The organism is Caulobacter sp. GW821-FHT10A10 (assembly GCF_059415745.1).
In genome coordinates this window covers 163,690-189,461 of the sequence record NZ_JBWKNV010000002.1, presented here as the reverse complement: position 1 = coordinate 189,461, position 25,772 = coordinate 163,690, and the positions used below count along the sequence as shown (strand labels likewise).

The 25,772-nt window shown below is 68.1% G+C and carries 26 protein-coding genes; 13 read left to right on the top strand and 13 right to left on the bottom strand.

The annotated features are described in order from the left end of the window. Positions 1–20 precede the first annotated feature (20 nt). A complete protein-coding gene (locus AC07NS_RS05735) occupies positions 21–533 on the top strand; it encodes a L,D-transpeptidase family protein (RefSeq protein ID WP_494602108.1) in 513 nt (170 codons plus the stop codon). Between the two features lie 193 nt (positions 534–726). On the opposite strand, the gene AC07NS_RS05730 is transcribed toward AC07NS_RS05735, so the two are convergent. After that, the gene (locus AC07NS_RS05730; RefSeq protein ID WP_494602107.1) at positions 727–1,371 is read right to left on the bottom strand and encodes a YggS family pyridoxal phosphate-dependent enzyme; all 645 of its coding nucleotides are present in this window, start codon (positions 1,369–1,371) and stop codon (positions 727–729) included. Here AC07NS_RS05730 and AC07NS_RS05725 point away from each other — a divergent pair. Next, complete coding sequence (locus AC07NS_RS05725) at positions 1,370–1,996, top strand: thiamine phosphate synthase (RefSeq protein WP_494602106.1); 627 nt, start codon at positions 1,370–1,372, stop codon at positions 1,994–1,996. The genes AC07NS_RS05730 and AC07NS_RS05725 overlap by 2 nt on opposite strands. Positions 1,997–2,184: 188 nt before the next feature. Here AC07NS_RS05725 and AC07NS_RS05720 read toward each other — a convergent pair whose 3' ends face one another. Then, complete coding sequence (locus AC07NS_RS05720) at positions 2,185–2,610, bottom strand: NtrZ family periplasmic regulatory protein (RefSeq protein WP_233245168.1); 426 nt, start codon at positions 2,608–2,610, stop codon at positions 2,185–2,187. Positions 2,611–2,859: 249 nt separating this feature from the next. Between AC07NS_RS05720 and AC07NS_RS05715 the strand changes: the two genes are divergently transcribed. The 4 genes from AC07NS_RS05715 (at position 2,860) to holA (ending at position 7,728) form a co-directional block, all read left to right on the top strand. Continuing rightward, positions 2,860–3,390, top strand: coding sequence for a DUF3576 domain-containing protein (locus AC07NS_RS05715; protein WP_492854107.1), 531 nt, complete (start codon positions 2,860–2,862; stop codon positions 3,388–3,390). 149 nt (positions 3,391–3,539) lie between these two features. Then, on the top strand, positions 3,540–6,170 hold the full coding sequence (gene leuS, locus AC07NS_RS05710; RefSeq protein ID WP_494602105.1) for a leucine--tRNA ligase: 2,631 nt from the start codon (positions 3,540–3,542) through the stop codon (positions 6,168–6,170). Between the two features lie 3 nt (positions 6,171–6,173). After that, complete coding sequence (gene lptE / locus AC07NS_RS05705; RefSeq protein WP_494592032.1) at positions 6,174–6,668, top strand: LPS assembly lipoprotein LptE; 495 nt, start codon at positions 6,174–6,176, stop codon at positions 6,666–6,668. 10 nt (positions 6,669–6,678) lie between these two features. Then, positions 6,679–7,728, top strand: a complete 1,050-nt coding sequence (gene holA / locus AC07NS_RS05700; RefSeq protein ID WP_233245169.1) for a DNA polymerase III subunit delta — start codon at positions 6,679–6,681, stop codon at positions 7,726–7,728. 458 nt (positions 7,729–8,186) lie between these two features. Here the strand turns inward: holA and AC07NS_RS05695 are convergent, their stop codons facing one another. The 6 genes from AC07NS_RS05695 to AC07NS_RS05670 form a co-directional block, all read right to left on the bottom strand. Then, positions 8,187–9,083, bottom strand: a complete 897-nt coding sequence (locus AC07NS_RS05695) for a ParB/RepB/Spo0J family partition protein (RefSeq protein WP_494602826.1) — start codon at positions 9,081–9,083, stop codon at positions 8,187–8,189. An 89-nt stretch (positions 9,084–9,172) separates the two neighbouring features. Beyond that, positions 9,173–9,979, bottom strand: a complete 807-nt coding sequence (locus tag AC07NS_RS05690) for a ParA family protein (protein ID WP_494602104.1) — start codon at positions 9,977–9,979, stop codon at positions 9,173–9,175. Continuing rightward, positions 9,963–10,622, bottom strand: coding sequence for a 16S rRNA (guanine(527)-N(7))-methyltransferase RsmG (gene rsmG, locus AC07NS_RS05685; RefSeq protein ID WP_494602103.1), 660 nt, complete (start codon positions 10,620–10,622; stop codon positions 9,963–9,965). The genes AC07NS_RS05690 and rsmG overlap by 17 nt, the downstream gene beginning before the upstream one ends. Next, the gene (mnmG, locus tag AC07NS_RS05680) at positions 10,622–12,490 is read right to left on the bottom strand and encodes a tRNA uridine-5-carboxymethylaminomethyl(34) synthesis enzyme MnmG (RefSeq protein WP_494602102.1); all 1,869 of its coding nucleotides are present in this window, start codon (positions 12,488–12,490) and stop codon (positions 10,622–10,624) included. The genes rsmG and mnmG overlap by 1 nt, the downstream gene beginning before the upstream one ends. A 171-nt stretch (positions 12,491–12,661) precedes the next feature. Beyond that, positions 12,662–13,999 (bottom strand): tRNA uridine-5-carboxymethylaminomethyl(34) synthesis GTPase MnmE, encoded by a 1,338-nt coding sequence (gene mnmE / locus AC07NS_RS05675; protein ID WP_494602101.1) that lies wholly within the window; start codon positions 13,997–13,999, stop codon positions 12,662–12,664. 4 nt (positions 14,000–14,003) lie between these two features. Next, positions 14,004–14,249: a DUF6489 family protein gene (locus AC07NS_RS05670; RefSeq protein ID WP_110121131.1), complete on the bottom strand. Its 246-nt coding sequence runs from the start codon at positions 14,247–14,249 to the stop codon at positions 14,004–14,006. Positions 14,250–14,386: 137 nt separating this feature from the next. On the opposite strand from AC07NS_RS05670, the gene AC07NS_RS05665 reads away from it, so the two are divergent. Both AC07NS_RS05665 and AC07NS_RS05660 read left to right on the top strand, forming a co-directional pair. Continuing rightward, entirely contained in the window at positions 14,387–15,082 is a 696-nt protein-coding gene (locus tag AC07NS_RS05665; protein WP_494602100.1) for a dienelactone hydrolase family protein, read from the top strand. Next, positions 15,082–16,047 carry a quinone oxidoreductase family protein gene (locus AC07NS_RS05660; protein WP_494602099.1) on the top strand — a complete coding sequence of 322 codons (966 nt, stop codon included), beginning with the start codon at positions 15,082–15,084 and terminating at the stop codon, positions 16,045–16,047. The genes AC07NS_RS05665 and AC07NS_RS05660 overlap by 1 nt, the downstream gene beginning before the upstream one ends. 193 nt (positions 16,048–16,240) lie before the next feature. On the opposite strand, the gene rho is transcribed toward AC07NS_RS05660, so the two are convergent. From rho to hemE, 4 genes are all read right to left on the bottom strand, one after another. Continuing rightward, positions 16,241–17,689, bottom strand: coding sequence for a transcription termination factor Rho (rho, locus tag AC07NS_RS05655; protein ID WP_110121134.1), 1,449 nt, complete (start codon positions 17,687–17,689; stop codon positions 16,241–16,243). Between the two features lie 309 nt (positions 17,690–17,998). Then, positions 17,999–18,463 carry a CopD family protein gene (locus tag AC07NS_RS05650; protein ID WP_110121135.1) on the bottom strand — a complete coding sequence of 155 codons (465 nt, stop codon included), beginning with the start codon at positions 18,461–18,463 and terminating at the stop codon, positions 17,999–18,001. Beyond that, positions 18,460–19,527, bottom strand: a complete 1,068-nt coding sequence (gene hemH, locus AC07NS_RS05645; protein WP_494602097.1) for a ferrochelatase — start codon at positions 19,525–19,527, stop codon at positions 18,460–18,462. Before hemH ends, AC07NS_RS05650 begins: the two co-directional genes overlap by 4 nt. Further along, on the bottom strand, positions 19,524–20,552 hold the full coding sequence (gene hemE / locus AC07NS_RS05640) for a uroporphyrinogen decarboxylase (protein ID WP_494602095.1): 1,029 nt from the start codon (positions 20,550–20,552) through the stop codon (positions 19,524–19,526). Before hemE ends, hemH begins: the two co-directional genes overlap by 4 nt. A gap of 446 nt (positions 20,553–20,998) precedes the next feature. Here hemE and AC07NS_RS05635 point away from each other — a divergent pair, with 446 nt between their 5' ends. From AC07NS_RS05635 to dnaQ, 5 genes are read left to right on the top strand one after another with little or no spacing between them, the layout of a single operon-like run. Continuing rightward, positions 20,999–21,901: a pyruvate, water dikinase regulatory protein gene (locus AC07NS_RS05635; protein ID WP_110121138.1), complete on the top strand. Its 903-nt coding sequence runs from the start codon at positions 20,999–21,001 to the stop codon at positions 21,899–21,901. After that, positions 21,898–22,497, top strand: coding sequence for a Maf family protein (locus tag AC07NS_RS05630; RefSeq protein WP_494602093.1), 600 nt, complete (start codon positions 21,898–21,900; stop codon positions 22,495–22,497). The genes AC07NS_RS05635 and AC07NS_RS05630 overlap by 4 nt, the downstream gene beginning before the upstream one ends. Next, positions 22,494–23,369, top strand: a complete 876-nt coding sequence (gene aroE / locus AC07NS_RS05625) for a shikimate dehydrogenase (RefSeq protein ID WP_494602091.1) — start codon at positions 22,494–22,496, stop codon at positions 23,367–23,369. The genes AC07NS_RS05630 and aroE overlap by 4 nt, the downstream gene beginning before the upstream one ends. After that, positions 23,366–23,965 (top strand): dephospho-CoA kinase, encoded by a 600-nt coding sequence (coaE, locus tag AC07NS_RS05620; RefSeq protein WP_494602090.1) that lies wholly within the window; start codon positions 23,366–23,368, stop codon positions 23,963–23,965. Before aroE ends, coaE begins: the two co-directional genes overlap by 4 nt. A 31-nt stretch (positions 23,966–23,996) precedes the next feature. Continuing rightward, positions 23,997–24,719, top strand: coding sequence for a DNA polymerase III subunit epsilon (gene dnaQ / locus AC07NS_RS05615; RefSeq protein WP_494602089.1), 723 nt, complete (start codon positions 23,997–23,999; stop codon positions 24,717–24,719). Between the two features lie 155 nt (positions 24,720–24,874). On the opposite strand, the gene xth is transcribed toward dnaQ, so the two are convergent. Beyond that, complete coding sequence (gene xth, locus AC07NS_RS05610; RefSeq protein ID WP_494602088.1) at positions 24,875–25,681, bottom strand: exodeoxyribonuclease III; 807 nt, start codon at positions 25,679–25,681, stop codon at positions 24,875–24,877. Positions 25,682–25,772: the final 91 nt, after the last annotated feature.

Genomic DNA, 25,772 nt, shown 5'->3' with positions numbered 1-25,772 from the left:
TTGCGGGAGCGGGGTTTGCGATGATCTTCCAGGCTTATTCGGACGGAACGATCGATCTCGGCGACGGCCAAAGCGTGCGCTGCGCCCTCGGCAAGGCCGGCGTCATCGCCGCCGCCGACAAGCGCGAGGGCGACAACCGAAGCCCGCTGGGGACCTGGGCGATCCGCCAAGTGCTCTACCGCCCCGATATCTATCCGGATGGCCCGCAGACCGCCCTGCCCACGGCTCCTATCGCTCCGGACGACGGCTGGTGCGACGCGCCGGGCGATCCGAACTACAATCGACCGGTGAAACTGCCCTACCCGGCCAGCGCCGAGCGGATGTGGCGCGAGGATTCGGTCTACGACCTGGTCGGCGTCCTGGCCCACAACGACGACCCGCCGGTTCCGGGTATGGGTTCGGCGATCTTCCTGCACCTGGCGCGGGACGGCTATCCCGGCACCGAGGGCTGCGTGGCCCTGGCGCGGGCCGACATCGAGGCGCTGCTGGCGAAGGCCCAGCCGGGGGACGCGGTGGGGATCTCGGAGGCGTGAGCTCAAGACGTCGGGTTCTGTGAGGTGATCCTTCTCCCCTTGCGGGAGAAGGTGGCGGCCGAAGGCCGTCGGATGAGGGGTTTCTCAAAAATCGACGGCCTCGCCCGGCCTGACAGCCGTCGCGGCGGACAGGGCTTTCGACCCCTCACCCGACCCGCTGCGCGGGCCACCCTCTCCCGCAGGGGGAGAGGGATCAGCGGCCCCCGAACAGCGCCGAACCGACCCGGACGGATGTCGCGCCGCAAGCGATGGCGGTTTCAAAGTCGTCGCTCATGCCCATAGAGAGCTTGGCCAAGCCGTTGCGGGCGGCGATCTGCGCCAGCAGGCGGAAATGAGGGGCGGGGTCCTCGTCGGCCGGCGGGATGCACATCAGGCCCTCGATCTGGAGCCCGTAGACGCCTCGGCAGGCGGCGATGAAGGCGTCGGCGTCGGTGGGGATGATCCCGGCCTTCTGCGGCTCTTCACCGGTGTTGACCTGGATGTAGAGGCGCGGGGCGCGACCGAGGGCCTGCACCTCGTCGGCCAGCACGCGGGCCAGTTTCTCACGATCCAGGGTCTCGATGACGTCGAAGAAGGCCACGGCGTCGCGGGCCTTGTTGGTCTGCAGAGGGCCGATCAGACGCAGTTCGATCTCGGCGCGATGCGGCGTCCAGCGCTCCTTGGCCTCCTGCACGCGGTTCTCGCCGAAAACCTTCTGGCCCGCGGCGAAGACCGGGGCGATATGGTCCCACGGCTGCAGCTTCGACACCGCCACCAGCTGGATGGCGGCGGCGGCGCGGCCGGCGGCTTGTGCGGCGGCGGCGATGCGGGACTGGATGGAGATCAAGGCTTCGGACATGGCGGACCAGGAAACGGACAGTCTGGAGACCCTCTCTAGAACGGCCGCGCGGCTTCGCCCATGGGCCTGGCCGGGCGATCCCCTGCCCCGGCTGCTGTTTTTCACCGATCCGGTCCGCGTTCCGGATCCGGAAGGCGTCGCCGAGCGCCTGCCGGCCGGCGCGGGGATCGTCTATCGGCCCTTCGACGCCGCTGACGCGGTCGAGCGTGGCCTGCGTCTGGCGACGATCGTTCGTCGCCGGGGGCTGCTGCTGCTGGCCGGGGCCGATCCGAACCTGGCGCAGGCGATCGGCGCCCACGGCGTGCACCTGCCTCAGCGGCTGGTCGAGACAGCCCCGGCCATTCGCGCGACGCATCCGGCCTGGCGGCTGACGGCGGCGGCGCACGATACGGCTGCGGCGCGGGCGGCCGAACTGGCCGGGGTCGAAGCGCTGGTGGTCTCGCCGGTCTTTCTGAGCAACAGCCCGTCGGCCGGGACGCCGTTAGAGGTCGAGGGCCTGGCGGCGATCGCCGGAGAAAGCGCCCTGCCCGTCTATGCCCTGGGCGGGGTCAACGCCGACACCTCCGACGCGCTGGTCGGCGCGGGCGTCTATGGTTTGGCTGGGATCGAGGGGTTCGGAGCCTAGCGCCGCCCCCTCATCCCGTCATTCCCGCCCTTGTGGCGGGAACCCCTCTATCAGCCGCAAGGGCAGGAGGGGCGACGTGCCGAGCACGTCGCTTGCGCTTCACGTGCGAACGGCACCAGGGCTTCCCGCCACAAGGGCGGGAATGACGGGAAGGTTTGGAATGTTCGAGATCGAGCGCGAAGCCCGGATCAGAACTTGAAAGCCGTCTCGAGCTTCACGCGCGGGGCGGGCTCGCGGGTTTCGTTCTTGCGGGCGGCCACGGCGGGGTTGTTCTCGCCCAGGGCCACGGCGCCGCCGACGCGGATCGACGGGGTGACCTTGAAGTAGGCGCCGGCCTGGACGTCCTTCAGCTCCATGTCGCGGCCGACGGGCTGGTCGAGGTCGAGCTTGAGGCCCCACTTGCCCTTGCGGGCGTCGAATTCGAGGGTCTTCTTCGGGCCTTGCGGGCTGAAGGGCGCGCCCTGCGAACCGGTGAAGTCGTTCTTGACGGTGAAGTCGGCGGTGGCGGGCGCGGTACGGGTCTTCGTCTGGGCGTGCGCGATCGAGGCCGATCCCGTCAGGATCAGCGCGGCGGCGGCGCCAGCCATCACGAATTGGGTCGCGACCTTCGTCACTCGACACCTGTCCCCAAAATTACCCCTGCCCGAACCTATATAGGCACGGACACCCTGAACGCCGAATAAAGGCCTGAATACAACGCGGTCAACAGGGCTTGGATCACGCTGATCGTCGCAGGTTACGATTCAAGCGGCGCCTGTGGCGGTCATGTCACGCGATTCCTGTTTTGACGCGGCTCGGCCATGCTATAGAGCCGTTCCGGCTGCGGGGGCGCGCCTGGGCTGCGCGCACGCGCCGGCAGACATTTGGAGCAAGGTACTATGGCGTTTGAGCGTGGGTCGGTGTTGCGCGGCGTCGCCGCTGGCGTTCTGGCGCTGTCGGTTCTCGGCGTTGGCGCTTGCAGCAGCAACAAGCCGCCCAAGACCTTCACGACCCAGAGCGAAGAGCCGGGCTTCCAGCCCTTCGGCCTCTTCAAGAAGAGCGCGCCCAAGACCGCCCCGAGCGAAGGCTCGATCGGCGTCAACGGCTTCCTGTGGCGCGCGTCGCTGGACACCCTGGCGTTCATGCCGCTGGCCTCGGCCGACCCGTACGGCGGCGTGATCGTCACCGACTGGTACGTGAACCCGGAAAAGCCGGAAGAGCGCTTCAAGGCGACCGTCTACATCCTCGACACCCGCCTGCGCGCCGACGGTCTGAACGTGACCATCTTCAAGCAGGCCAAGGATGCTTCGGGCGCCTGGGTCGACACGGCGGCCGCGGATCAGACCGCGACCGACATCGAGAACGCCATCCTGACGCGCGCGCGCCAGCTTCGCCTCTCGAACATCAAGAACTAAGGACCCCTCATCCTTCGCACGCCTTTCGGGAGCTCCCTGGCGACAAGGGGCTCCCGTTCGCATATTTAGGCGCGCTTCGGCCGCGAAACCGCTTATGACGTCTGCGGAACGCGCCCGTCGCGCATCGACCGCAAGCATCTCTGGTTTCCATGGCCCGCTACAATCCCAAAGACACCGAGCCGAAGTGGCGTGAACGCTGGGCGCAAGCCGAGACCTTCCTGACGCCGATCACCCCGGATGCGCGGCCGAAATACTACGTGCTCGAGATGTTCCCCTATCCGTCGGGGCGCATCCACATGGGCCACGTGCGCAACTACGCCATGGGCGACGTCGTGGCCCGCTACAAGCGCGCCCAGGGCTTCAACGTGCTGCACCCGATGGGCTGGGACGCCTTCGGCATGCCGGCCGAGAACGCGGCCATGGAGCGCGGCGTCCACCCCAAGGGCTGGACCTACGACAACATCGCCGCCATGCGCGAGCAGTTGAAGGCCCTGGGCCTGTCGGTAGACTGGTCGCGCGAATTCGCCACCTGCGACCCGGAGTACTACGGCAAGCAGCAGGCCTGGTTCCTGCGCCTGCTGAAGCGCGGCCTGGTCTATCGCAAGGAAGCCTCGGTCAACTGGGACCCGGTCGACATGACCGTGCTGGCCAACGAGCAGGTCATCGACGGCAAGGGCTGGCGCTCGGGCGCGACCGTGGAGAAGCGCAAGCTGACCCAGTGGTTCCTGCGCATCACCGACTACGCCGACGCCCTGATCGACGGCCTGAAGACCCTGGATCGCTGGCCCGAGAAGGTCCGCATCATGCAGGAGAACTGGATCGGCCGGTCCAAGGGCCTGCGGTTCAAGTTCCAGTTTGACGGCGAAGCGCCCGACGGCCTGGCCGAGGGGCTGGAGGTCTACACCACCCGTCCCGACACCCTGTTCGGCGCCAGCTTCGTGGGCATCGCCCCCGAGCACCCGCTGGCCGAGCAACTGGCGGTCGAGAACCCCGACCTGCAGGCCTTCATCGCCGAATGCCGCAAGGGCGGCACCTCTGAGGCCGACATCGAGGGCGCCGAGAAGCTGGGCCGCGACACCGGCCTGCGGGTGAAGCATCCGCTGGACCCGTCGATCACCCTGCCCGTCTGGATCGCCAACTTCATCCTGATGGATTACGGCACCGGCGCGATCTTCGCCTGCCCGGCCCACGACCAGCGCGACCTGGACTTCGCCCGCAAGTACGACCTGCCGGTGAAGCCCGTGGTGCTGCCGGCGGGCGCGGATCCGGCCGAGTTCACGGTCGGCAAGGAGGCCTATGTCGGCCCCGGCAAGATCTTCAATTCGGAGTTCCTGGACGGGATGGACGTCGAGGCCGCCAAGGCCGAGGCTGTTTCCCGCATCGAGGCCGCCGGCCAGGGCGAGGGCGCGACCGTCTATCGCCTGCGCGACTGGGGCGTCTCGCGCCAGCGCTACTGGGGTTGCCCGATCCCGGTCATCCACTGCGAGGCCTGCGGCCCGGTGTCGGTGCCGGAAGACCAGCTGCCGGTGGTGCTGCCCGAGGACGTCACCTTCGATCCCAACAAGCCGGGCAACCCGCTGGTGCGGCACCCGACCTGGAAGCACGTCGCCTGTCCGTCGTGCGGCGCCCCGGCCGAGCGCGAGACCGACACGCTGGACACCTTCGTCGACAGCAGCTGGTACTTCGCCCGCTTCACCGATCCGACCGCGGCCGAGCCGATTGACAAGGCCTGCGCCGACCACTGGATGCCGGTCGATCAGTACATCGGCGGCGTCGAGCACGCCGTGCTGCACCTGCTGTACGCCCGCTTCATCACCAAGGCGCTGAAGGATGAGGGCCTGCTGTCGGTGGACGAGCCGTTCGCGGGCCTGTTCACCCAGGGTATGGTCACCCACGAAGCCTACGAACTCGACCAGGGCCCCCGTGCCGAGGCCGATGGCGATGAGCCGCGCAAGCCGATCTGGATCGAGCCGGGCGACGTCGAGATCGTCAACGACGCCGGCGTCCGCACCGCGACCCGCCGCTCGGACGGCGCCAAGGTGATCATCGGCGACATCGAGAAGATGTCGAAGTCGAAGAAGAACGTCGTCGCCCCCGAGGACATCTTCGAGGCCTACGGCGTCGACGCCGCGCGCCTGTTCGTGATGAGCGACAGCCCGCCCGAGCGCGATGTGCAGTGGACCAATTCCGGCGTCGAGGGCAGCTGGCGCTTCACCCACCGCCTGTGGAACGAGTTCGACAGCCAGCCGGCCGGCGACTTCGCCCACGACGAGGCGGACGAAGCGGCCCTGGCCCTGCGCAAGGCGGCCCACAAGCTGATCGGCTTCGTCACCGACAGCATCGAGGGCTTCCGCTTCAACAGCGGCGTGGCGCGCCTGTACGAGTTCCTGAACGCCCTGAAGGCCGCTCCGGCAGAAGGCGCGTCGGAGGCCGTTCTGGCCGCCCGTGTCGAGGCCCTGGACATCCTGGCCCGCCTGGTCGCCCCGTTCACCCCCCACCTGGCCGAAGAGGCCTGGGTGCGGCTGGGCCGCGAGGGCATGGTGGTCGACGCGGCCTGGCCCAAGGCCGACCCGGCCCTGGCCGCCGACGACGAGCGCGTGCTGCCGATCCAGATCAACGGCAAGCGCCGCGGCGAGATCAAGGTCAAGGCCGGCGCCCCGGACGACGAGGTGCAGAAAATCGCTCTGGCGGATCCGGGCGTCATGGCCCACCTTGAGGGGGTCACGGTCCGCAAGGTGATCGTGGTCAAAGACCGCATCGTCAACATCGTGGCGAACTGATCCATGAAGCGTCTCCTGGCGGCCGCCGCCCTCCTCTCGACCCTGGCCCTGTCGGCCTGCGGTTTCACCCCGCTCTACGCCCAGCACGGGGTGACCGGCGGGCTCGGCGCGATCGAGGTGGTGGCCGCTGAGGGCCGCGCCGGCTACCTGCTGCGCGAGCAACTGGAGGACGCTCTGGCGCGCAATCCCAGCGTCCTGCCCTCGCACCGCCTGACCTACACGGTGAAGGAAAACCGCTACGCCCGCGGCGTGCGCGTGGACAACGTGGCCAACCGCTACGAACTCAACATGAAGGTCGACTGGAAGCTGGTCGACGCCACGACCGGCTCGGAGGTCCGCAAGGGCCAGACGACCGCCGTGGTGACCTACGACTCCGCCGACCAGCCCTATGCGGCCATCGCCGCCCAGCAGGACGGCCAAGAACGGGCCGCCGCCGAGGTGGCGCGCAAGATCCAGCTGGACCTGGCCGCCTGGCTGGCCGGCAAGGCGCCCGCCTGACCTCGTGGCCATTCTTTCCAAGCGGCAGGACGTCGAGCGGTTCCTGAAGGATCCGACGCCCGACGTCCGGGCCGTCGTCATCTACGGCAAGGATCGCGGCGTCGTGCGCGACCGCGCCACCCAGCTCGCCCACAAGGTGGTCGAGCGGCCCGACGACCCCTTCGACACCGCCCTGCTGACCGAGGGCGACCTCGACAGCCAGCCGGGCCGCCTGGAAGACGAGTTGGCCGCCCTGTCGATGATGGGCGGCAAGCGGCTCGTACGGCTGCGCCTGATGGGCGAGAAGGCCGGACCCGACAAGCAGGCCGCCGAGGCCCTCACGGCCCATGTCGAGGGCCGCCTGAACCCCGAGGCCTTCTTCCTGGTGGAGGCCGGCGCCCTGGGCCGCGACTCCGCCCTGCGCAAGACGGGCGAGAAGGCCAACGGCTGCTACGTCATCCCCTGCTACGAGGACGAGGTCGGCGACATGGCGCGCCTGACCCGCGACGCCCTCTCGCGCGACGGCGTCAGCCTCAATGGCGAGGCGCTGGACCTGTTCGTCAACCGCCTGCCCAAGGAGCGCGGCGTGGCCCGCGCCGAGATCGAGCGGCTGGCGCTGTATCTGGGTCCCAACAGCGGCGTGGTCGCCACCCCGGCCGACCTGACCGACTTCCTGGGCGTCGAGCCCGAGGCCTCGCTCAGCGACGCCGCTGCCGACGCCTTCGGCGGCCGCATCGGTCCCGCCCAGGCCGGCCTGCGCCGCGCCGCCCAGGAGGGCGAAGGCGGCCCGGCGGCGGTACGGGCCATGGGCTACTATCTGGGCCGCCTGCGCCGCACCCTGACCCTGCACAAGAACGGCGTCGACCTGGGGGCCGCCGCCAAGGCCTCGGGCGTGTTCTGGAAGACCGAGCGCGAATTCCTGCGCCAGGCCCGTGCCTGGTCGCTCGAGCATCTCCTGACCGTGCAGCAGGACATCCTGACCGCAGACAAGGCCTGCAAGACCTCCGGCTCGCCCGACCAGCTGATCGCCGAACGCCTGGCCCTGCAGATCGCCGGCCGCGCGCGGCGGCTGGGGCTGTAGCCGGCGGGCGGGCTTCTACCCGTCTTCGCCCCACCCAACGATGGCCTTCCTGGGCCTTGTGCCCAGGATCCAGGGTTTGGCCTTCTCAGACCTTGGCAGGACGTTTCAGGTCTGAGCGGTCGCCAACATGGGCCCTCGCCACGAGGGCGAGGGAGGCGGCTGTAAACGGACAATCGCATCGGAATGTCGATCGGTCCGAACTCTGGACGAGGCCTGAAGCCGCGAGATCGAGATTCGCACTGAACGGCAAAGCCTTTTCATCGGGCTGCACGTCGATCTTGTGGAAAATAATCGCGGAACGGACGACCAAATTGGCGGTCCCGATTCCACTTTCACCTTGTAGCGCAAGGCATTAGCGCGAAATCAGCGCCACCCTGCCTCGCCTGTGGCGAACGGCGCGACCCAGGATACGGCCGCGCCCTTCTTCGTGCGCCACAGAAGACCCTGAAAACGTTCCGTCAGACGCCGCGGGTCAGGCGGTTGCAGAGGTCGTCGAGCTGCTCGAGCGTCGCGTAGCGGACGATCAGCGAACCGGCGCCGCCGCGATGGTCGATCTCGACGTCGAGGCCGAGCACCGACGACAGATCGGCTTCCAGGGCCTGGGTGTCGGTGTCCTTGGCGCGCGGCGCCTTGGGCGCGCCGCCGGCCTTGGCGCGCGGGGTCGCGTCGCCGGTTTGGGCGACACGGGCCAGAGCCTCGGTCTCGCGCACCGAGAGGCCGCCGTCGATCACCTGCTGGGCCAGGGCGGCCGGATCCTCGGCCGTGGCGATGGCGCGGGCGTGGCCGGCAGTCAGGGCGCCGGTGACAAGGTGCTGTTGCACGGCTTCCGGCAGGGCCAGCAGGCGCAGCGTATTGGCCACGTGGCTGCGGCTCTTGCCGATGGTCTGGGCGATGGCGTCCTGGGTGCGGCCGAACTTGTCCATCAGCACCCGGTAGCTCAGCGCCTCTTCGAGGATGTTGAGGTCCGAGCGCTGGACGTTCTCGATGATGCCGATCTCGAGCACGGCCAGGTCGTCGAGCTCGCGCACGATGATCGGCACGGTCTTGAGGCCGGCCCGCTGGGCGGCCCGCCAGCGACGCTCGCCGGCGACGATCTGGTACTCGCCCGGAGCGCCCGGCGCCGGCCGCACCAGGATGGGCTGCAGCACGCCCTTCTCGGCGATCGAGTTGGCCAGTTCTACCAGGTCATCCTCGCGGAAGGTCCGGCGGGGCTGATCGGAATTACGCTTCAGAAGCTCGATCGGCGCCTCGCGCGAGCCGCCGGTATTGTCGCCGGGCGCCTGGGCCGGAGCCGCATCGACCTCGCCCAGCAGCGCCGACAGACCGCGACCCAGACCCCGACGGCCTTCCGACATCCCCGCTTCACCGACCACGACCGTCTCCTGGAAACTTCAAATTCGATAACGACTTCGACCCGTATCCTCAGGTCGTCTTCACCTGTGGATCAGGCCGCCTGGGCCTGACGGTCCTTCTCGCGGCTGATGACCTCGCGGGCCAGGCGCAGATAGGCCTGCGATCCGGCGCATTTGAGGTCGTACAGCAGCACCGGCTTGCCGAACGACGGCGCCTCCGACACCCGGACGTTGCGCGGTATGACCGCGTCATAGACCTTGTCGCCGAAGTGATCCCGGACATCCTTGGCCACCTGTTCGGACAGGCTGTTGCGGCGATCGTACATGGTCAGCACCACGCCCTGGATCTCCAGGCGCGGGTTGAGGCTGCCACGGACACGCTCGATCGTGCGGATCAGCTGGGTCAGGCCTTCCAGGGCGAAGAACTCGCACTGCAGCGGCACGAACACAGCGTCGGCCGCGGTCATGGCGTTGACCGTCAGCACGTTCAGCGACGGCGGACAGTCGATCAGCACGTAGGTGTAGGGGCCGTTGGCGCGCAGCGGCTCCAGGGCGTCGCGCAGGCGGTAGGAACGGCGAGCCACTTGGCCCAGCTCCAGCTCCACGCCCGACAGGTCGGCGTCGGCCGGGATCACGTCCAGGCCCGGCAGCGAGGTCTGGACGGCGGCCTCGACCACCGGCGCCTCGCCCATCAGCACGTCGTACAGCGTCTTCTTGCGCTGCAGGCGACCGATCCCCAGGCCCGTCGAGCAGTTGCCCTGCGGGTCGGCGTCGATCAGCAGCACGCGCTCGCCGCAGGCCGCCAGGGCGGTGCCCAGATTGATGGCCGTGGTGGTCTTGCCCACCCCGCCCTTCTGGTTGGCGACAGCCAGGACTCTCAGCTCAGACTTTGCGGACACGGCTCAGCCCCTTGATTTGCACGACATGGCCGCGCGGGTCGCTCTTGGAGCTCCGCACGTCCGACTCGAACTTCCAGGTCTTCTCGGCTTCGGCGATCTCGGCGGCGACCTCCTGGCCCTTCAGGAGCCAGGCGACCGCGCCGCGCTTGAAATAGGGTTGGGCGAATTCCAGCAGGCGCGGCATCGGCGCGCAGGCCCGGGCCGTGACCACCTGGACCTTCAGGTCCAGGCTTTCGGCGCGGGCGTTGTGGATCTCGACGGGCAGGTCGAGCTCGTGGGAAACCGCCTCGAGGAAGCGGCAACGCTTGGCCATGCTCTCGACGAGGTGGACCTTGGCCCCGGGCACGCCCTTCAGCAGGATCGCCAGCACCACGCCGGGCAAACCGGCGCCGGCCCCCAGGTCGGCCCAGGTCTTGGCCTGAGGAGCAAAGGTCAGCAGCTGGGCGCTATCCCAGGCGTGACGGTTCCAGTAGGCGGCCATTGAGGCTGGGCCGACCAGGTTCATCACCTCGTTCCACTGCGCCAGCAGCTCGCGATAGCGGGCGAGATCCGCGATCTGGACGTCGGTCGCGCCCGTCAGCCTCTGGAAGGCCGGGGCGTCGACCGGGTCGAGCGTCTCGATGACAAGTTCGGATACGGCCATCAGGCGGCGCGACCCCGACGGACGTGGGCCAGCAGGGCCGTCAGGGCGCCGGGGGTCACCCCCTCGATGCGGGCGGCCTGGCCCAGGGTCAGGGGCTTCACCCGGATCAGCTTCTCGCGCACCTCGTTGGAGAGGCTGCCGATGTCGCGGTAGTCGAGGTCGGCCGGCAGGCGCAGGTCTTCGTCCTTGCGCAGGGATTCCGCGTCGGCGCGCTGGCGGTCGAGATAGCCGGCATAGGCCGCCTCGATCTCGATCTGCTCGCGGGCCATCGGGCTCCAGTCGGCGATCTCCGGCCACACACGGACCAAGTCGTCGAGGCCAACGTCGGGATAGGCCAGCATGGCCAGGACGTCGCGGCGCTGGCCGTCGGCATTGACCTTGAAGCCGGCCTTCACGGCCTCGGCCGGAGTCATGTTGAGGGTCCGGGCGCGAGCGCGCACAGCGGCCAGCTCGGTGGCCTTGGCCTCCCAGGCGGCGGCGCGAACCTCACCCACGACGCCCAGTTCGACACCGCGCCCGGTCAGGCGCTGGTCGGCGTTGTCGGCGCGCAGGGTCAGGCGGAACTCGGCCCGGCTGGTGAACATGCGGTAGGGCTCGGTCACGCCACGTGTGACCAGGTCGTCGATCATCACGCCGATATAGGCCTCGTCGCGCGCGAAGACGGCCGGCTCCTTGCCCAAGGCGGAAAGGGCGGCGTTCATGCCGGCGACCAAGCCTTGAGCGCCAGCCTCCTCATAACCCGTGGTGCCGTTGATCTGGCCGGCCAGATAGAGGCCCGGCAGGCGCTTGGTCTCAAGCGTGGCGTAGAGCTCGCGCGGATCGACATAGTCGTATTCGATCGCATAGCCGTAGCGGATAACCTCCACAGCCTCGAGACCGGGGATGGTGCGCAGGAACAGAAGCTGGGTCTCGGCCGAGACCGAGGTCGAGACGCCGTTCGGATAGACGGTGTCGTCGTCCAGGCCTTCCGGCTCCAGGAACACCTGGTGGCTGGTCTTGTCGGCGAAGCGGACGACCTTGTCCTCGATCGACGGGCAATAGCGCGGGCCGATCCCCGTGGCGCGGCCGCCATAGACGGCGGACTCGCCCAGGCGTTCGGCGATGATCCGGTGGGTTTCCTCGGTCGTATAGGTGATGCCGCAGCGGATCTGCGGCACGTCGATACGGTCGTTGAGGAACGAGAACGGCACGGGCTCTTCGTCGGCCGCCTGCATTTCCAGGCGATCCCAGGCGATGGTCTTGCCGTCGAGGCGGGCGGGCGTGCCGGTCTTCAGGCGGCCAATGTCGAAACCCAGGCCATACAGACGGTCCGACAGGCCGATGGACGGCTGGTCGCCGACGCGGCCGGCCGGGATGCGGGTCTCGCCCTGATGGATCAGACCCTTCAGGAAAGTGCCGGTGGTCAGCACCACCTTGGGGGCGCGATAGACGCTCCCCTCCCCGTCCACGGCGCCGGCCACGTGGCCGTCCTCGACGATCAGATCTTCGGCGGCGGCAGCGATGACGTCGAGGTTCGGATAGGCGAACAGCTCGGCCTGCATGGCCTCGCGATAGAGCTTGCGGTCGATCTGCGAGCGCGGGCCGCGCACCGCGGGACCCTTGGAGCGGTTCAGCATCCGATACTGGATGCCGGCCTTGTCGGCCATGCGGCCCATCAAGCCGTCCAGGGCGTCGATCTCGCGAACCAGGTGGCCCTTGCCCAGACCGCCGATGGCCGGGTTGCACGACATCTCGCCGACGGTTTCACGTTTGTGGGTCAGCAGCAGGGTGCGCGCACCCGTGCGCGCGGCCGCGGCCGCGGCTTCGCAGCCGGCATGACCGCCGCCGATGACGATGACGTCCCAATGTTGGGGCGAAGTGTTGGACAAGGGAGAAGCGCCTCAATGCGGAACGCCCCCGGCGCGGCGGGGGCGTTTATCGACTTATAGCCTCAAGCCTGCCTGTGGGCGAGTCGAGACCGGCGTGTTCCACGTGAAACGCCGTGTGCGTATCTGTGGTCAGCCTGTGGACCGTTCAAGGCGGTGTTCCACGTGAAACATTCACTTCCCAATGCAGAAGCTTGAAAACACACGGTCAAGCACGGCTTCGGGATCGATCCTGCCGGTGATCCTGGAAAGCGCCCGGGCGGCGAGACGAACGTCCTCCGCAGCCAGTTCCACATCGTCGGTTTCGGCCAAGGCGCGCTCCAGATAGGCCCTCGCCTCCCCCAGACGCTCCGCATGGCGGATCCGCGTGGCGGCCGGAAACTCGGCGCCGGACAGGGCTTCGACCACGTGGTCGGTCAAAACGGCGCGGATCGGGTCGGCCCCCTCCTCCCGCGCCGACAGCGCCGCCACGTGCAATCCCAGCGCCTCGGCCTCGGCGCGTATGGCCGCCACGACGCCCGGCGCTACCAGATCGGTCTTGTTGACCACCATCCAGTCGCCGCTACGGATTATTGCGTGGTGTTCGGAATGTTTCACGTGAAACTCCGCTGCGTCCACGACCCACAGACGCAGATCGGCGTCTTCCGCCCAGGCCCGCGCCCGGCGCACGCCTTCGGCCTCGATATCGTCGGCGGTTTCGCGGATACCAGCCGTATCCGCCAGCAAGGCCTTGTAGCCGCCCAGCACCAGGGGAACCTCGATGACGTCTCGCGTGGTGCCCGGGGTCGCCGTGACGATGGCCGCGTCGCGTTCGGCCAGGGCGTTGAGCAAGGTGCTCTTGCCGGCGTTAGGCGCGCCGACCAGGGCGATGCGGAAGCCGTCCCGCACCCGCCTGCCACGTGCGACATCGGCCAGGGCAGCGTCGATCTCGACCTTCAGGATCTCCAGCCCCGGCCGCGCGCGGGCCGCCACGTCCTCCGGCAGTTCCTCATCGGGGAAGTCGACGGCCGCCTCCAGCATGGCCAGGGCCTGGACCAGCAGATCGCGCCAGGCGTCGTATCGACGGCCTAGGGCGCCGCCCAGCTGACCCAGGGCCTGCTTGCGCTGGCCTTCGGTCTCGGCGTCGATCAGGTCGCCGACGGCCTCGGCCTGAGCCAGGTCGAGCTTGCCGTGCTGGAAGGCGCGCCGCGTGAACTCGCCGGGTTCGGCCAGGCGCAGGCCCAGGGCCGACAGCGCGGCCAGCAGCGCCTCGACGACCGCCCGGCCGCCATGCACATGAAACTCCGCGGCGTCTTCGCCGGTGTAGCTGGCCGGCCCCTGGAACCACAGCACCAGGGCATCATCGAGCGCCACGCCGTCGTGGCGCAGGGTGCGCAGAGCGGCCTGGCGCGGCTTGGGCAGGTTTCCCGTGAGGGTCCGCACGGCCTCGCCGCTGGCCGGACCCGAAACGCGGATCACCGCCACGGCGGCGCGACCGGCCGCCGTGGCCGGCGCGTAGATCGTATCGGTCATCAGGTCAGTCGCGCTTGCCGACCGCCGCTCCGGCCGCCGCCGTCATCAGCTTGCGGAAGCTGTCCTGGGCGCCGGCCCCGAACGCCATCCAGTTCTTCAACAGCTCCTCGGGCGCCAGCATCGCCATGTTGGAATCCATGCGCGCCTGCATCTCCTTGACCAGGTGCTCGTTCAGCGGGCTCACGTCCGGCAGGCCCAGAAAGGCCCGCGCCTCGACCGGGGTGCAGTCGATCTCGATCGTCATCTTCATCGAAAAGGTTCCCTGGCGGCGGGCCACGAGATTGTGACGTCGCACCCTGCTCGCCGCAGGTTAGAGCGCTTCGGTCGAAAGTCCCAATCGGCGGCCCATGGCGGCCCCATGGCAGTCTTGAGTACGGAGAGAGCCCTATGAGCGAGACCCTCACGATCAACACCCCCGACGGCGACTTCACGGCCTATGTCGCGCGTCCCGCCACGGGTGACGCCGCGCCGCCGGCCATCGTCGTCATCCAGGAGATCTTCGGCGTCAACCAGGTGATGCGCGACATCTGCGACAAGCTCGCCGGCGAAGGCTTCCTGGCCGTGTGCCCCGATCTCTTCTGGCGGATCGAGCCCGGCATCGACATCACCGACAAGTCCGAGGCCGAGTGGAAGAAGGCCTTCGAGCTGTTCAACGCGTTCGACGTGGACGCCGGGGTCGCCGACATCGACGCCACGATCGACGCCGTTCGCCCGCAGTCGTCCGGCAAGGTCGGCGCGGTCGGCTACTGCCTGGGCGGCCTGCTGGCCTTCCTGACGGCGACCCGCACCGACGCGGACGCCTGCGTCTCCTATTACGGCGTGGGCCTGGAGAAACATGTCGGCGAGGTCGAGAAGCTGGAAAAGCCGCTACTGCTGCACGTGGCCGAGGAAGACAAGTTCGTTCCCAAGGAAGCCCAGCAGGTGATCTTCGCGGCGCTCAAGGACCACCCGCAGATCACGCTGCATACCTATGCGGGCCGCGACCACGCCTTCGCGCGCGAGGGTGGCGAGCACTATGACGCCGCCGATGCGTCCCTCGCCAACGGCCGCAGCCTGGCCTTCTTCAAGAAGACCCTCGCCTGATGCTCGCCGTCGAAGCCAAGGCCGCCGGCGGCCCCGAGGTGCTGGAAGTCGTCGAGCGCGACCTGCCCTCCCCCGGCCCCGGCCAAATCCTCGTCCGCCACGCGGCCGTCGGTCTGAACTTCATCGACACCTATCACCGCTCCGGCCTCTATCCGGTGAAGTACCCGCAGGTGCTGGGGCTGGAGGCCGCGGGCCACGTGGAAGCTGTCGGCGAGGGCGTCACCCGCTTCGTGGTCGGCGACCGCGTCGCCTACAACGGCACGATGGGAGCCTATGCGGAGGCCTCCGTGGTTCCGGCCGACCGGGCGGTGAAGGTTCCGGAAGCCGTCGACCTGGAGGTCGCGGCCGCCGTGCTCCTGAAGGGCATGACGGCCGAGTTCCTGGTCCGCCGCTGCTTTCCCGTGAAGGCCGGCCAGACCGTGCTGGTCCACGCCGCCGCCGGCGGGGTCGGCCAGATCCTGGTACAGTGGGCCAAGGCCCTGGGCGCCAGCGTGATCGCCACGGTTGGTTCCGAGGCCAAGGCACAGATCGTCCGCGATCTCGGCGCCGACCACGTGATCCTCTATGACCACGAGGAGGTCGCCACCCGGGTCGCCGAGATCACCGGCGGGGCCGGCGTGCCGGTCGTCTATGACGGCGTCGGCAAGGACACCTTCCAGGGCAGCCTCAAGAGCCTGGGCCGCCGCGGCGTGCTGGTGACCTATGGCAACGCCTCCGGTCCCGTGCCGCCATTCGCGCCGCTGGAGCTGGGCGCCAAGTCGGCCTGGATCACCCGCCCTCGCCTGTTCGACTACATCGTCACGACCGAGGAGCTCGACGAGAGCGCCGCGGCCCTGTTCGAGGTCCTGGCCTCGGGCGCGGTGAAGATCGACATCGGCCAGCGGTTCCCGTTGGCGCAGGCGCGGCAGGCGCATGAGGCGCTGGAGGGCCGGAAGACCACCGGGGCGACGGTGCTGGTTCCCTAGAACCCGACGTCAGATGCTCCCCCTCTGGGGGAGCTGTCGCGGAGCGACTGAGGGGGCTGCACGGCGGAGGAAGTCCCCCTCCGGCCCTTTGGGCCACCTCCCCCCAAAGGGGAGGATTTGAAACCCTCCGACCAACAAAAAAGGCCCCGGATCGCTCCGGGGCCTTTCTCGTGTTTCACGTGAAACACCAAGCTTAAGTATTCATGCTCTGGAAGAAATCGCCGTTCGTCTTCGACTGGCGCAGCTTCTCGAGCAGGAACTCGATGGCGTCCGAAGCGCCCATCGGATTGAGGATCCGGCGCAGCACGTAGGTCTTCTGCAGCTGGTCGCGCGGGGTGATGAGCTCTTCCTTGCGGGTGCCCGACTTGAGCACGTCGATGGCCGGGAAGATGCGCTTGTCGGCGACCTTACGGTCGAGAACGATTTCCGAGTTACCGGTGCCCTTGAACTCTTCGAAGATGACTTCGTCCATCCGGCTGCCGGTGTCGATCAGGGCCGTGGCGATGATCGACAGCGAGCCGCCCTCTTCCACGTTACGCGCGGCGCCGAAGAAGCGCTTGGGGCGCTGCAGGGCGTTGGCGTCGACACCGCCGGTCAGGACCTTGCCCGACGACGGCACCACGGTGTTGTAGGCGCGGCCCAGACGGGTGACCGAGTCCAGCAGGATGACGACGTCGCGCTTGTGCTCGACCAGGCGCTTGGCCTTCTCGATCACCATTTCGGCGACCTGCACGTGGCGCGTGGCGGGCTCGTCGAAGGTCGAGGCGATGACCTCGCCCTTCACCGTGCGCTGCATGTCGGTGACTTCTTCCGGGCGCTCGTCGATCAGCAAGACGATCAGATAGCACTCGGGGTGGTTGGTCTCGATCGACTTGGCGATGTTCTGCAGCATCACCGTCTTACCCACGCGCGGCGGGGCGACGATAAGGCAGCGCTGGCCCTTGCCCAGCGGGGCGACGATGTCGATGACGCGGCCCGAGCGATCCTTGATGGTCGGATCGGGCAGTTCCATGTTCAGGCGCTCTTCGGGATAGAGCGGCGTCAGGTTGTCGAAGTGCACCTTGTGGCGCACGTTCTCGGGGCTTTCGAAGTTGATCTTCGAGACGCTGGTCAGGGCGAAATAACGCTCGCCTTCGCGGGGCGAACGGATCGCGCCCTCCACGCTGTCGCCGGTGCGCAGGCCGAACTTGCGGATCTGCGAGGGCGAAACGTAGATGTCGTCCGGACCCGGCAGGTAGTTGGCTTCCGGCGAGCGCAGGAAGCCGAAGCCGTCCTGAACCACTTCCATGGTGCCCGAACCGAAGATCTCCACGCCTTCTTCGGCGAGGGTCTTCAGGATGGCGAACATCATGTCCTGCTTGCGCATGGAGTTGGCGTTCTCGACCTCGAAAGTCTCGGCGAACGCCAGCAGGTCGGCCGGGGACTTTTCCTTCAGTTCCTGCAGCGACATGCGCGTCAGGCCCATAGCGGCGATGGCCGCGGTGATCTCGGCGTTGTCGTCCTCGTCGCCGGCGTCGCCTTCGGCGGCGTTGTCGGCGGAGGCTTCAGCAGTGGTGTCGATCGCGGCGTCTTCCGTCGTTTCGACGGTGTCGAGCGAGGTTTCCAGCTCGGCGGGGACTTGCGGGTCGGTGTCTTCAGACATGCATGGACTCACGGTGGCCCGGATACGATCCGGGCTTGGATAGAAATTCAGCCGGCTCCACGTGGAAGCGGCGATGGGGTCGCGCCATTGACGACGGCGCGGATCGATCAGGGGAACGGATCATGAGGCGCACCAGGACGGGCGCGATCCGTGAAAGGCGGGAACGCTGCGGTATGGCCGCAACGTCTGACCAAGACGGGAACCACAAGGCGGCCCCGGGGTCAAGCGCTACCGGAGCCGTCCTGTGGGCGCTCGTCATCCTGGCTGAGGATGAAGGTGGGAGAACGCGGGGGCCAGGCCCCCTTCCCGCTAGTTCAGGTACTTGGTCGTCACCGACAGCACGATGACGATCGCCGCCACGAAGGGCAGCTCGTTGGTGGCGCGCCAGAACTTTTCCGAGCGCTTGTTCTGGCCGGCCTCGAACTGCTTGCGGGCCTTCGACAGGAAGCCGTGCCAGCCGAACAGGAAGAACACCCCGGCCAGCTTGGCCAGCATCCAGGGCTTCAGCAGAAAGTCCCAGCCGCGGATCGCGCCGTCGGCCATGATCAGGCCGAGGCCGAAGATCAGGGCCGCGACCATCGCCGGATTGATGATCCCCCGCAGCAGCCGGCGCTCCATGACCTTGAAGGTCGCGTCCATCTCCGAGCCGAGCGTAGCGCCGGTGTGATAGACGTAGAGGCGCGGCAGGTAGAGCATCCCCGCCATCCAGGCGATCACGGCCAGGATGTGCAGGCCGCGGATCAGGTTGAAATGCTCGACCAGGAAGTCGGTCACGCGGCGGCTCCGTGAGAGCTTTCAGGGCAGGGTCGGTCGCCGCCGCAGATCTGCGACGACTCCGACGACAGGGCTTCGGTGACCAGAGTCCCCAAACAATCGATGAACGCCGGCGTCACGCCCAGCGCCGGCGGTCGGACATAGATCGAGCCGCCGTGCTCATAGGCCAGCTCGCGATATTCGACGTCGAGCTCGACCAGGGTCTCGATGTGTTCGGAGACGAAGGCGATCGGGGCCACCACCAGGGCCAGGCCCGCCTGCGCCGCGGCCTTGACCTCGTCGTCCGTCGACGGACCGATCCACTTCAACGGGCCGACGCGGCTCTGGTAGCTGATCTTCCAGTCGACGCCCTCGCCCAGGATGTCGCCCAGCTTGGCGACGACGGCGGCGGCCGTGGCCTCGACCTGACGCTGGTAGGGATCGCCGGCGATGATCACCTTCTCCGGCAGGCCGTGGGCCGAGAACAGGATCCGCGCCGGCTTGGGCGCGCCGGCCTTGAGGTAGTCCTGGCGGATCAGATCCGCGTGCGCCTGCACGAACCCTTCGGCCGTCGGATAGCAGCACACGGTCGTCGTCCGCCCCGGGCCTTCGCGACCCGTTACCTTGCGCCATGCGCGTTTCCACGCGTTCAGCGACGAGGCCGTCGTCGTGGTCGAGTACTGCGGATAGAGCGGCAGCAGCACCACCTCGTCGGGAGCGAAGGCCTTCACGGCCTTGGCGGTCTCGCCGGTCAGCGGATCCCAATAGCGCATGGCGATGAAGGTCTTGACCGTATCGCCGGGCAGACGCTCCGCCAGCACCGCCTCAAGCGCCGCCGCCTGCTTCCGCGTCTCCGGCAGCAGGGGCGAGCCGCCGCCCATCAGGGCGTAGTTGGCGCGCGCAAGCTTGGCCCGGGTGGTCGAGATCAGGGTCGCCACCGGATAGCGGACGAAGAACGGCGCCTGGATGATCGCCGGATCGCGGAACAGATTGAACAGGAACGGCCGCACGGCCTCCTGACGATCGGGTCCGCCGAGGTTGAACAGGACGACGGCGATCTTGCGACCGTTCTTCTGCTGGCTCACTGGCCGGTCACCCGCTTCAGCACCTGCTCGACATGAGCGATCGGCGTGTCGGGCAGAATGCCGTGACCCAGGTTGAAGATATAGGGGCCCTGTCCCCACTGCGCGAGCATCTGGTCGACGCGTTCGTCCAGGGCCGCGCCGCCGGCCCGCAACAGAAGCGGGTCGAGGGCGCCCTGGATGGTCTTGGTCTTCTGGATCGTCTGGCCCAGCTTCGCCGAGGCCGAGGTGTCGAGCGCCACCCCGTCCACCGGCACGGCCTGCGCGTAGGCCTCGACGAGCGTTCCGGCCCCGCGGGGGAAGCCGATCACCGGCACGGTCACGCCGCGGGCGCGCAGCCCTTCGACGATGGCGATGTGCGGCCTGGTCACCAGGCGCTCGAAAAGCGGCTCGGAGAGGCCCTCGGCCCAGCTCTCGAACAACTTCAGCGCCTGGGCGCCGGAAGCGGCCTGCATGGCAAGGTAATCCACCGTTGCGTCGACCAGGATCTGGATCAGGCGGTCCAGCTTGTCGGCTTGTTGGTAGGCGAAGGTCCGCGCCCCCGAGCGATCGCTGGAGCCGCCCTCGATCATGTAGGTGGCCACCGTCCAGGGCGCTCCGGCGAAGCCGATCAGGGCCTTGGAGGGATCGATGTCTGCGCGAACCCGCGACAGCGTCTCGCCGACGGCCTTCAGGGCCTCGCCCGCCTGGCCCACCTTGTCGGCCATGGCGTCCAGATCGGGTAGCTCGCCGAGCTTGGGACCCTCGCCGGCCTCGAACCACACCTTCTGGCCCAGGGCGCCGGGGATCAGCAGGATGTCGGCGAAGACGATGGCCGCGTCATATGGAAAACGACGCAGCGGCTGCAGCGTCACCTCGGCCGCCTTTTCGGGGTTCAGGCAGAAGCTGATGAAGTCCGGGGTGGTGGCGCGCACGGCGCGGTACTCGGGAAGGTACCGTCCCGCCTGGCGCATGAACCAGACCGGGGGACGTTCGGCGGTCTCGCCAGCCAGCACGGAGAGAAACTTCGGGATCGGGGCGCTCGTCATACCGGCGTTAAATCCCGGCGAGCCTTCGCACTCAAGTCCGGGAGACCCCGTACCCTCTTATTCTTCTTAAAAATAAGATTCTTAGAAAGGTAGGAAGAAGGGGGTGGGCAAGTGCAACACGGGGATAAGTCCGCCCGTGTGGAGGAGTCCAACAGGCCCTACTCGGTATGCCCAAGCTTGGTCCACATGGGGGTCATACCTTGTGAACTCCGTGGACAAACCGCCAGGCCCCTGGAATCCCTAAGGAACCCAGATGCTGGTAAAAGCGAAATTAACCATCTGTTAGGAGTTTCCACAGGCGTGGACGAACGCTCAGGCACATGTCCTGGAGGGCAGGTTCAAGCTGGGGATTGTCCGGCGTCAATGAGGCCGTTTATCACAGGGGCGCGGCGCGTCGCCGCGGCAGGGCGTATTTGGCGCCCGCTTGTCCCCAGAGGGCGCCCAGAGTGGTAAAGCAATCTTTAACGGACGATCCACAGGAAGGCGCCTCGGCTGAGACCGATCGCCACACCGCGCGGTTCGCCACCTACTTCCACATCCACCTGGTGTCGGACTCCACGGGCGAGACGCTCAACGCCATGGCGCGCGCGGTTTGCGCCCGTTTCACCGACATCCTGCCCATCGAACACATCTACGCGCTGGTTCGTTCCACGCGTCAGCTGGATCGCGCCCTCGACGAGATCGCCGGCGCGCCGGGCGTGGTCATGCACACCATCATCGACCCGAATCTGCGCGCGGCGCTGGAAGAAGGCTGCCGCAAGCTCGAAATGCCGTGCATCGCCGCGCTGGACCCGGTGGTCAGCGCCATGTCGCGCTATCTGGGGGCCAAGATCTCCACGCGCGTGGGCGCGCAGCACGCGCTGAACAACGACTATTTCGACCGCATCGAGGCGCTGGACTACGCCATCGCTCACGACGACGGCCAGGGCGGCCAGGACCTGACCCAGGCCGACGTCATCCTGGTGGGGGTGTCGCGCACGTCGAAGACCCCGACCTGCATTTATCTGGCCCATCGCGGCGTGCGCGCGGCCAATGTGCCGCTGGTGCCGGGCCGTCCGCCGCCCGACCAGCTGTTCGAACTGAAGAACACCCTGATCGTCGGCCTGATGACCAGCCCCGAGCGGCTGATCCAGATCCGCCGCAACCGCCTGCTCTCTCTCAAGGAGAATAGAGAGAGCGATTATATCGACACCGACAGCGTGCGGGCCGAGATCATCGCCGCCCGTCGCCTCTTCGAGAAGAACGGCTGGCCGATCATCGACGTTACGCGCCGGTCGGTGGAAGAGACGGCGGCGGCGATCATCAACCTGCTGTCGGGCGGCCGCGGCCAGGTCGAGGTGCTGGGATGAGCGGCCCTCCCATCACGCTGGCTTCTACCAGCTGGACGCGCCAGACGATCCTCAAGAACGCCGGCGTGCCGTTCGAGGCCGTCGCAGCCGGTGTGGATGAAGAGAGCGCCAAGGCCGGCCTGCTGGCCGAAGAGGTCAGTCCGCGCGACGTCGCCGACGCCCTGGCCGAGATGAAGGCGGTCAAGGTCTCGGGCAAGCGGCCCGGCCTCGTGATCGGTTCGGACCAGACGCTGGAACTGAAGGGCCGGCTGTTCGACAAGGTCGGCACGGTGGAAGAAGCCCGCGCCCGGCTGCTGGAGCTGCGCGGCGAGGTTCACAAGCTGCATTCCGGCGTCGTCGTCGCCCGCGACGGCCGGCCGATCTGGCGGGTGGTCGAGACCGCCAAGCTGTCGGTGCGGCCGTTCAGCGACGCCTGGCTCGACGGCTATCTGGAGCGCAACGGCGAGCAGATTCTCTCATCGGTGGGCTGTTACATGCTGGAGGGCGAAGGCCTGCAGATGTTCGACCGCGTCGACGGCGACTATTTCACCATCCTCGGGCTGCCGATGACCGGCCTGCTCGACTTCCTGCGCCTGCACGGAGCCCTCCAGGCATGAGTTCTCAACACGGGCAGGCGATCACGGGCGCGGCCCTGGTGGCCGGCGTCTGCGGCCAGCCGATCGTCCATTCGATGAGCCCGATTCTGCACAACGCCTGGCTGGCGGCCGCCGGGATCGACGGCGCCTATGTGCCGATGGGCCCGGCCGAGGATCGGTTCGAGACCTTCGTGAACGGTTTTCGCGGCGGGGTGATCCGTGGGCTCAACGTCACCATTCCCTTCAAGGAGCGGGCCTTGGCCTGCGCCGACGAGGCCAGCGATCTGGCCCGCCTGGCCGGCGCCGCCAACCTGCTACGGTTTCGCGACGACGGCACGATCTTCGCCGACAACACCGACGGCCCGGGCCTGCTGGGCGCTATCGCCGCGCAGGCGCCGGACTTCGACGTGAGCGCTTCGCCCGTCGTGATCCTGGGCGCCGGCGGTGCGGCGCGCGGCGCGGCGGCGGCCCTGCTGCTGGCCGGCGCGCCGGCCGTGCGCATCGTCAACCGTACGGTGTCCAAGGCCCAGGCCGTCGCAGACGCGCTTGGGGACAAGGTCTCCGCCGCTGGGGAAGACGCCCTCCCCGCCTTGCTGGCCGACGCCGGCCTGGTGATCAACGCCACTTCGCTGGGCCTTGGCGGCGGCGAAGGTCCGGCCGCAGATCTTTCCCTGACCCCGCAAGGCTGCGTGGTGATGGACATGGTCTACAAGCCGCTGCGCACCGAGTTCCTGCAACGCGCGCAGGCCGCCGGGCGCGCGACCGTGGACGGCCTGGAAATGCTGCTGCTGCAGGCCGTGCCGTCGTTCGAGGCCTTCTTCGGCCGGGCCCCGCCGGCCGACGTGGACGTTCGCGCCATCGCCCTGGCGCATCTGGGAGCCTCGGCGACGTGATCATCCTTGGCCTCACCGGCTCCATCGGCATGGGCAAATCGACCACGGCCAAGATGTTCGAGGCCCAGGGCGCGCCGGTCTATGATTCCGACGCCGCCGTGCATGCGCTCTATTCTGTGGGTGGTGCGGCCGTCGGGCCGGTCGAGGCGGCTTTTCCGGGCGTGGTCGTGGACGGCGCGATCGACCGTGCGCGGCTCAGCGCCCAGGTCGTCGGCGATCCCGAGGCGCTGGAGAAGCTGGAAGCCATCGTCCACCCGCTGGTCGGCGCCCATCGCATCGGTTTCTTCGAGAAGGCGCAGGCGGATGGGCATGACATCGTCGTGCTGGACGTCCCTCTCCTCTACGAGACCGGCGGCCAAAAGAACGTCCACAAGGTGGTGGTGGTCAGCGCCCCCGCCGATATCCAGCGCGAGCGGGTGCTGGCCCGGCCGGGCATGACCGCGGAAAAGTTCGAGGCGATCCTCGCCCGCCAGTTGCCTGACGCGGAAAAGCGCGCCCGCGCCGACTTCGTGATCGATACCGGCCAAGGCTTGCAGGCCGCCGAGGACCAGGTGCGCGACATCCTGACCCTGTTGAGAACGCCCGCCTCCGCTTGATGCGGGACTCGAAGCGGCCCATTGAAGGGCGATGGCCCGGGAAATCATCCTCGACACCGAAACCACCGGCTTCGATCCGAAGACGGGCGACCGCCTGGTCGAAATCGGCTGCATCGAGGTGGTGGACTTCATGCCCACCGGCCGCTCGTTCCACGAATATTGCGACCCGCTGCGCGACATGCCGGCCGAGGCCGAGAAGGTGCACGGCCTGTCGGCCGCCTTCCTGACCGGCAAGCCGAAGTTCCACGAGATCGCCGACAAGTTCCTGGAATTCGTCGGCGACAGCGTCGTCGTGGCCCACAACGCCGCGTTCGACCGCAGCTTCGTCAATTTCGAGCTGGAGAAGTGCGGCCGCGCCCCGCTGCCCGAAGAGCGCTGGGTCGACACCCTGGCCATGGCCAAGAAGCGCTTCCCGGGCATGTACAACTCGCTCGACGCGCTCTGTAAGCGTTTCAAGATCAGCCTCGACAGCCGCGACAAGCACGGGGCGCTGATCGACTCCCACCTGCTGGCCGAGGTCTATCTCGAACTGCAGGGCGGCAAGGAACGCGCCCTCGAACTGACCCACGCCGTGGCGGTGAACGCCGTCAGCGCCGCCCGCGCCGGCGGCTACGGCGCCCGCCCGCGCCCCCTGCCCTTCCGCTCGACCGACGCCGAACGCGCGATGCACGCCGACTGGGTCAAGTCGACCCTCAAGGACAAGGCCGTCTGGCTGAAGTTCGACCTGCCGGAACTGGCGCCGGCCTCTGAATAATCCTTCTCCCATAGGGAGAAGGTGGCCTGCGAAGCAGGTCGGATGAGGGGTTAGGGACTGAAGACGGCGTGCCGGCACGACGTCAAACCTCGTAACCCCTCACCCTCCCACGCTTCGCGCGGGCCCCTCCCTCTCCCTCCGGGAGAGGGTCGTTCTTACAGCTTCAGATCCGCCGTCACCGGCGCGTGGTCGCTCGGACGCTCCCACTCCCGCACGTTGTCGTGGACGCGCGAGGAGACCTTGCCGTCGATGATCGCCGCGTCGCGCAGGCCGGGGCTGGCCAGGATGTGGTCCAGGCGCAGGCCGCGGTTGGACTTGCGGAAGTCGGCGGCGCGGTAGCTCCACCAGGAAAACAGCTTTTCCGGCTCGGGCGTGGCCAGGCGCGGCAGGTCCAGCAGGTCCATCGATTTGATGAAGGCGTCGAAGGCCTCGAGCTCGGCCGGGGTATGGCTGACCACCTTCAGCATCTGGCGGTGGCTCCAGACGTCGTTTTCGCCGGGCGCGATGTTGAGGTCGCCGGTGACGATCAGCGGATCCTTGGGGTCGCGCTTCTTCAGAGCGGCCGTCAGGGTTTCGTAGAAATCGAGCTTGTGGTCGAACTTCGGGTTGGCGACCCGGTCGGGCAGGTCGCCGCCGGCCGGGATGTAGAAGTTCTGGATCTCGACGCCGGCCACCTTCACCGCCACGCAGCGGGCATGGCCCTCGCGGCAGTTCATCAGGGTCGGCGCGTCCTCGATCGGCAGGCGCGAGGCGATGGCCACCCCGTGCCAGCCCTTCTGGCCCATGATCTTCAGGTGCGGCAGGCCCATGGCCTCGAAGGCCTCGCGCGGAAACTCGCCCTCCTGGCACTTGATCTCCTGAATGCACAGGACATCGGGCGCGGCTTCGTCGACGAAGCGGGCGGCCTGTTCGGCGCGCAGGCGGACGGAATTGACGTTCCAGGTGGCGATACGGAGGCGCATGCCGCTCCCCTACCCTCGCCTTGGCCATACCACAAAGAAAAACGCCCGGGCGCACGAGGCGTCCGGGCGAAAGTCAGGTCTCTCATGCCGC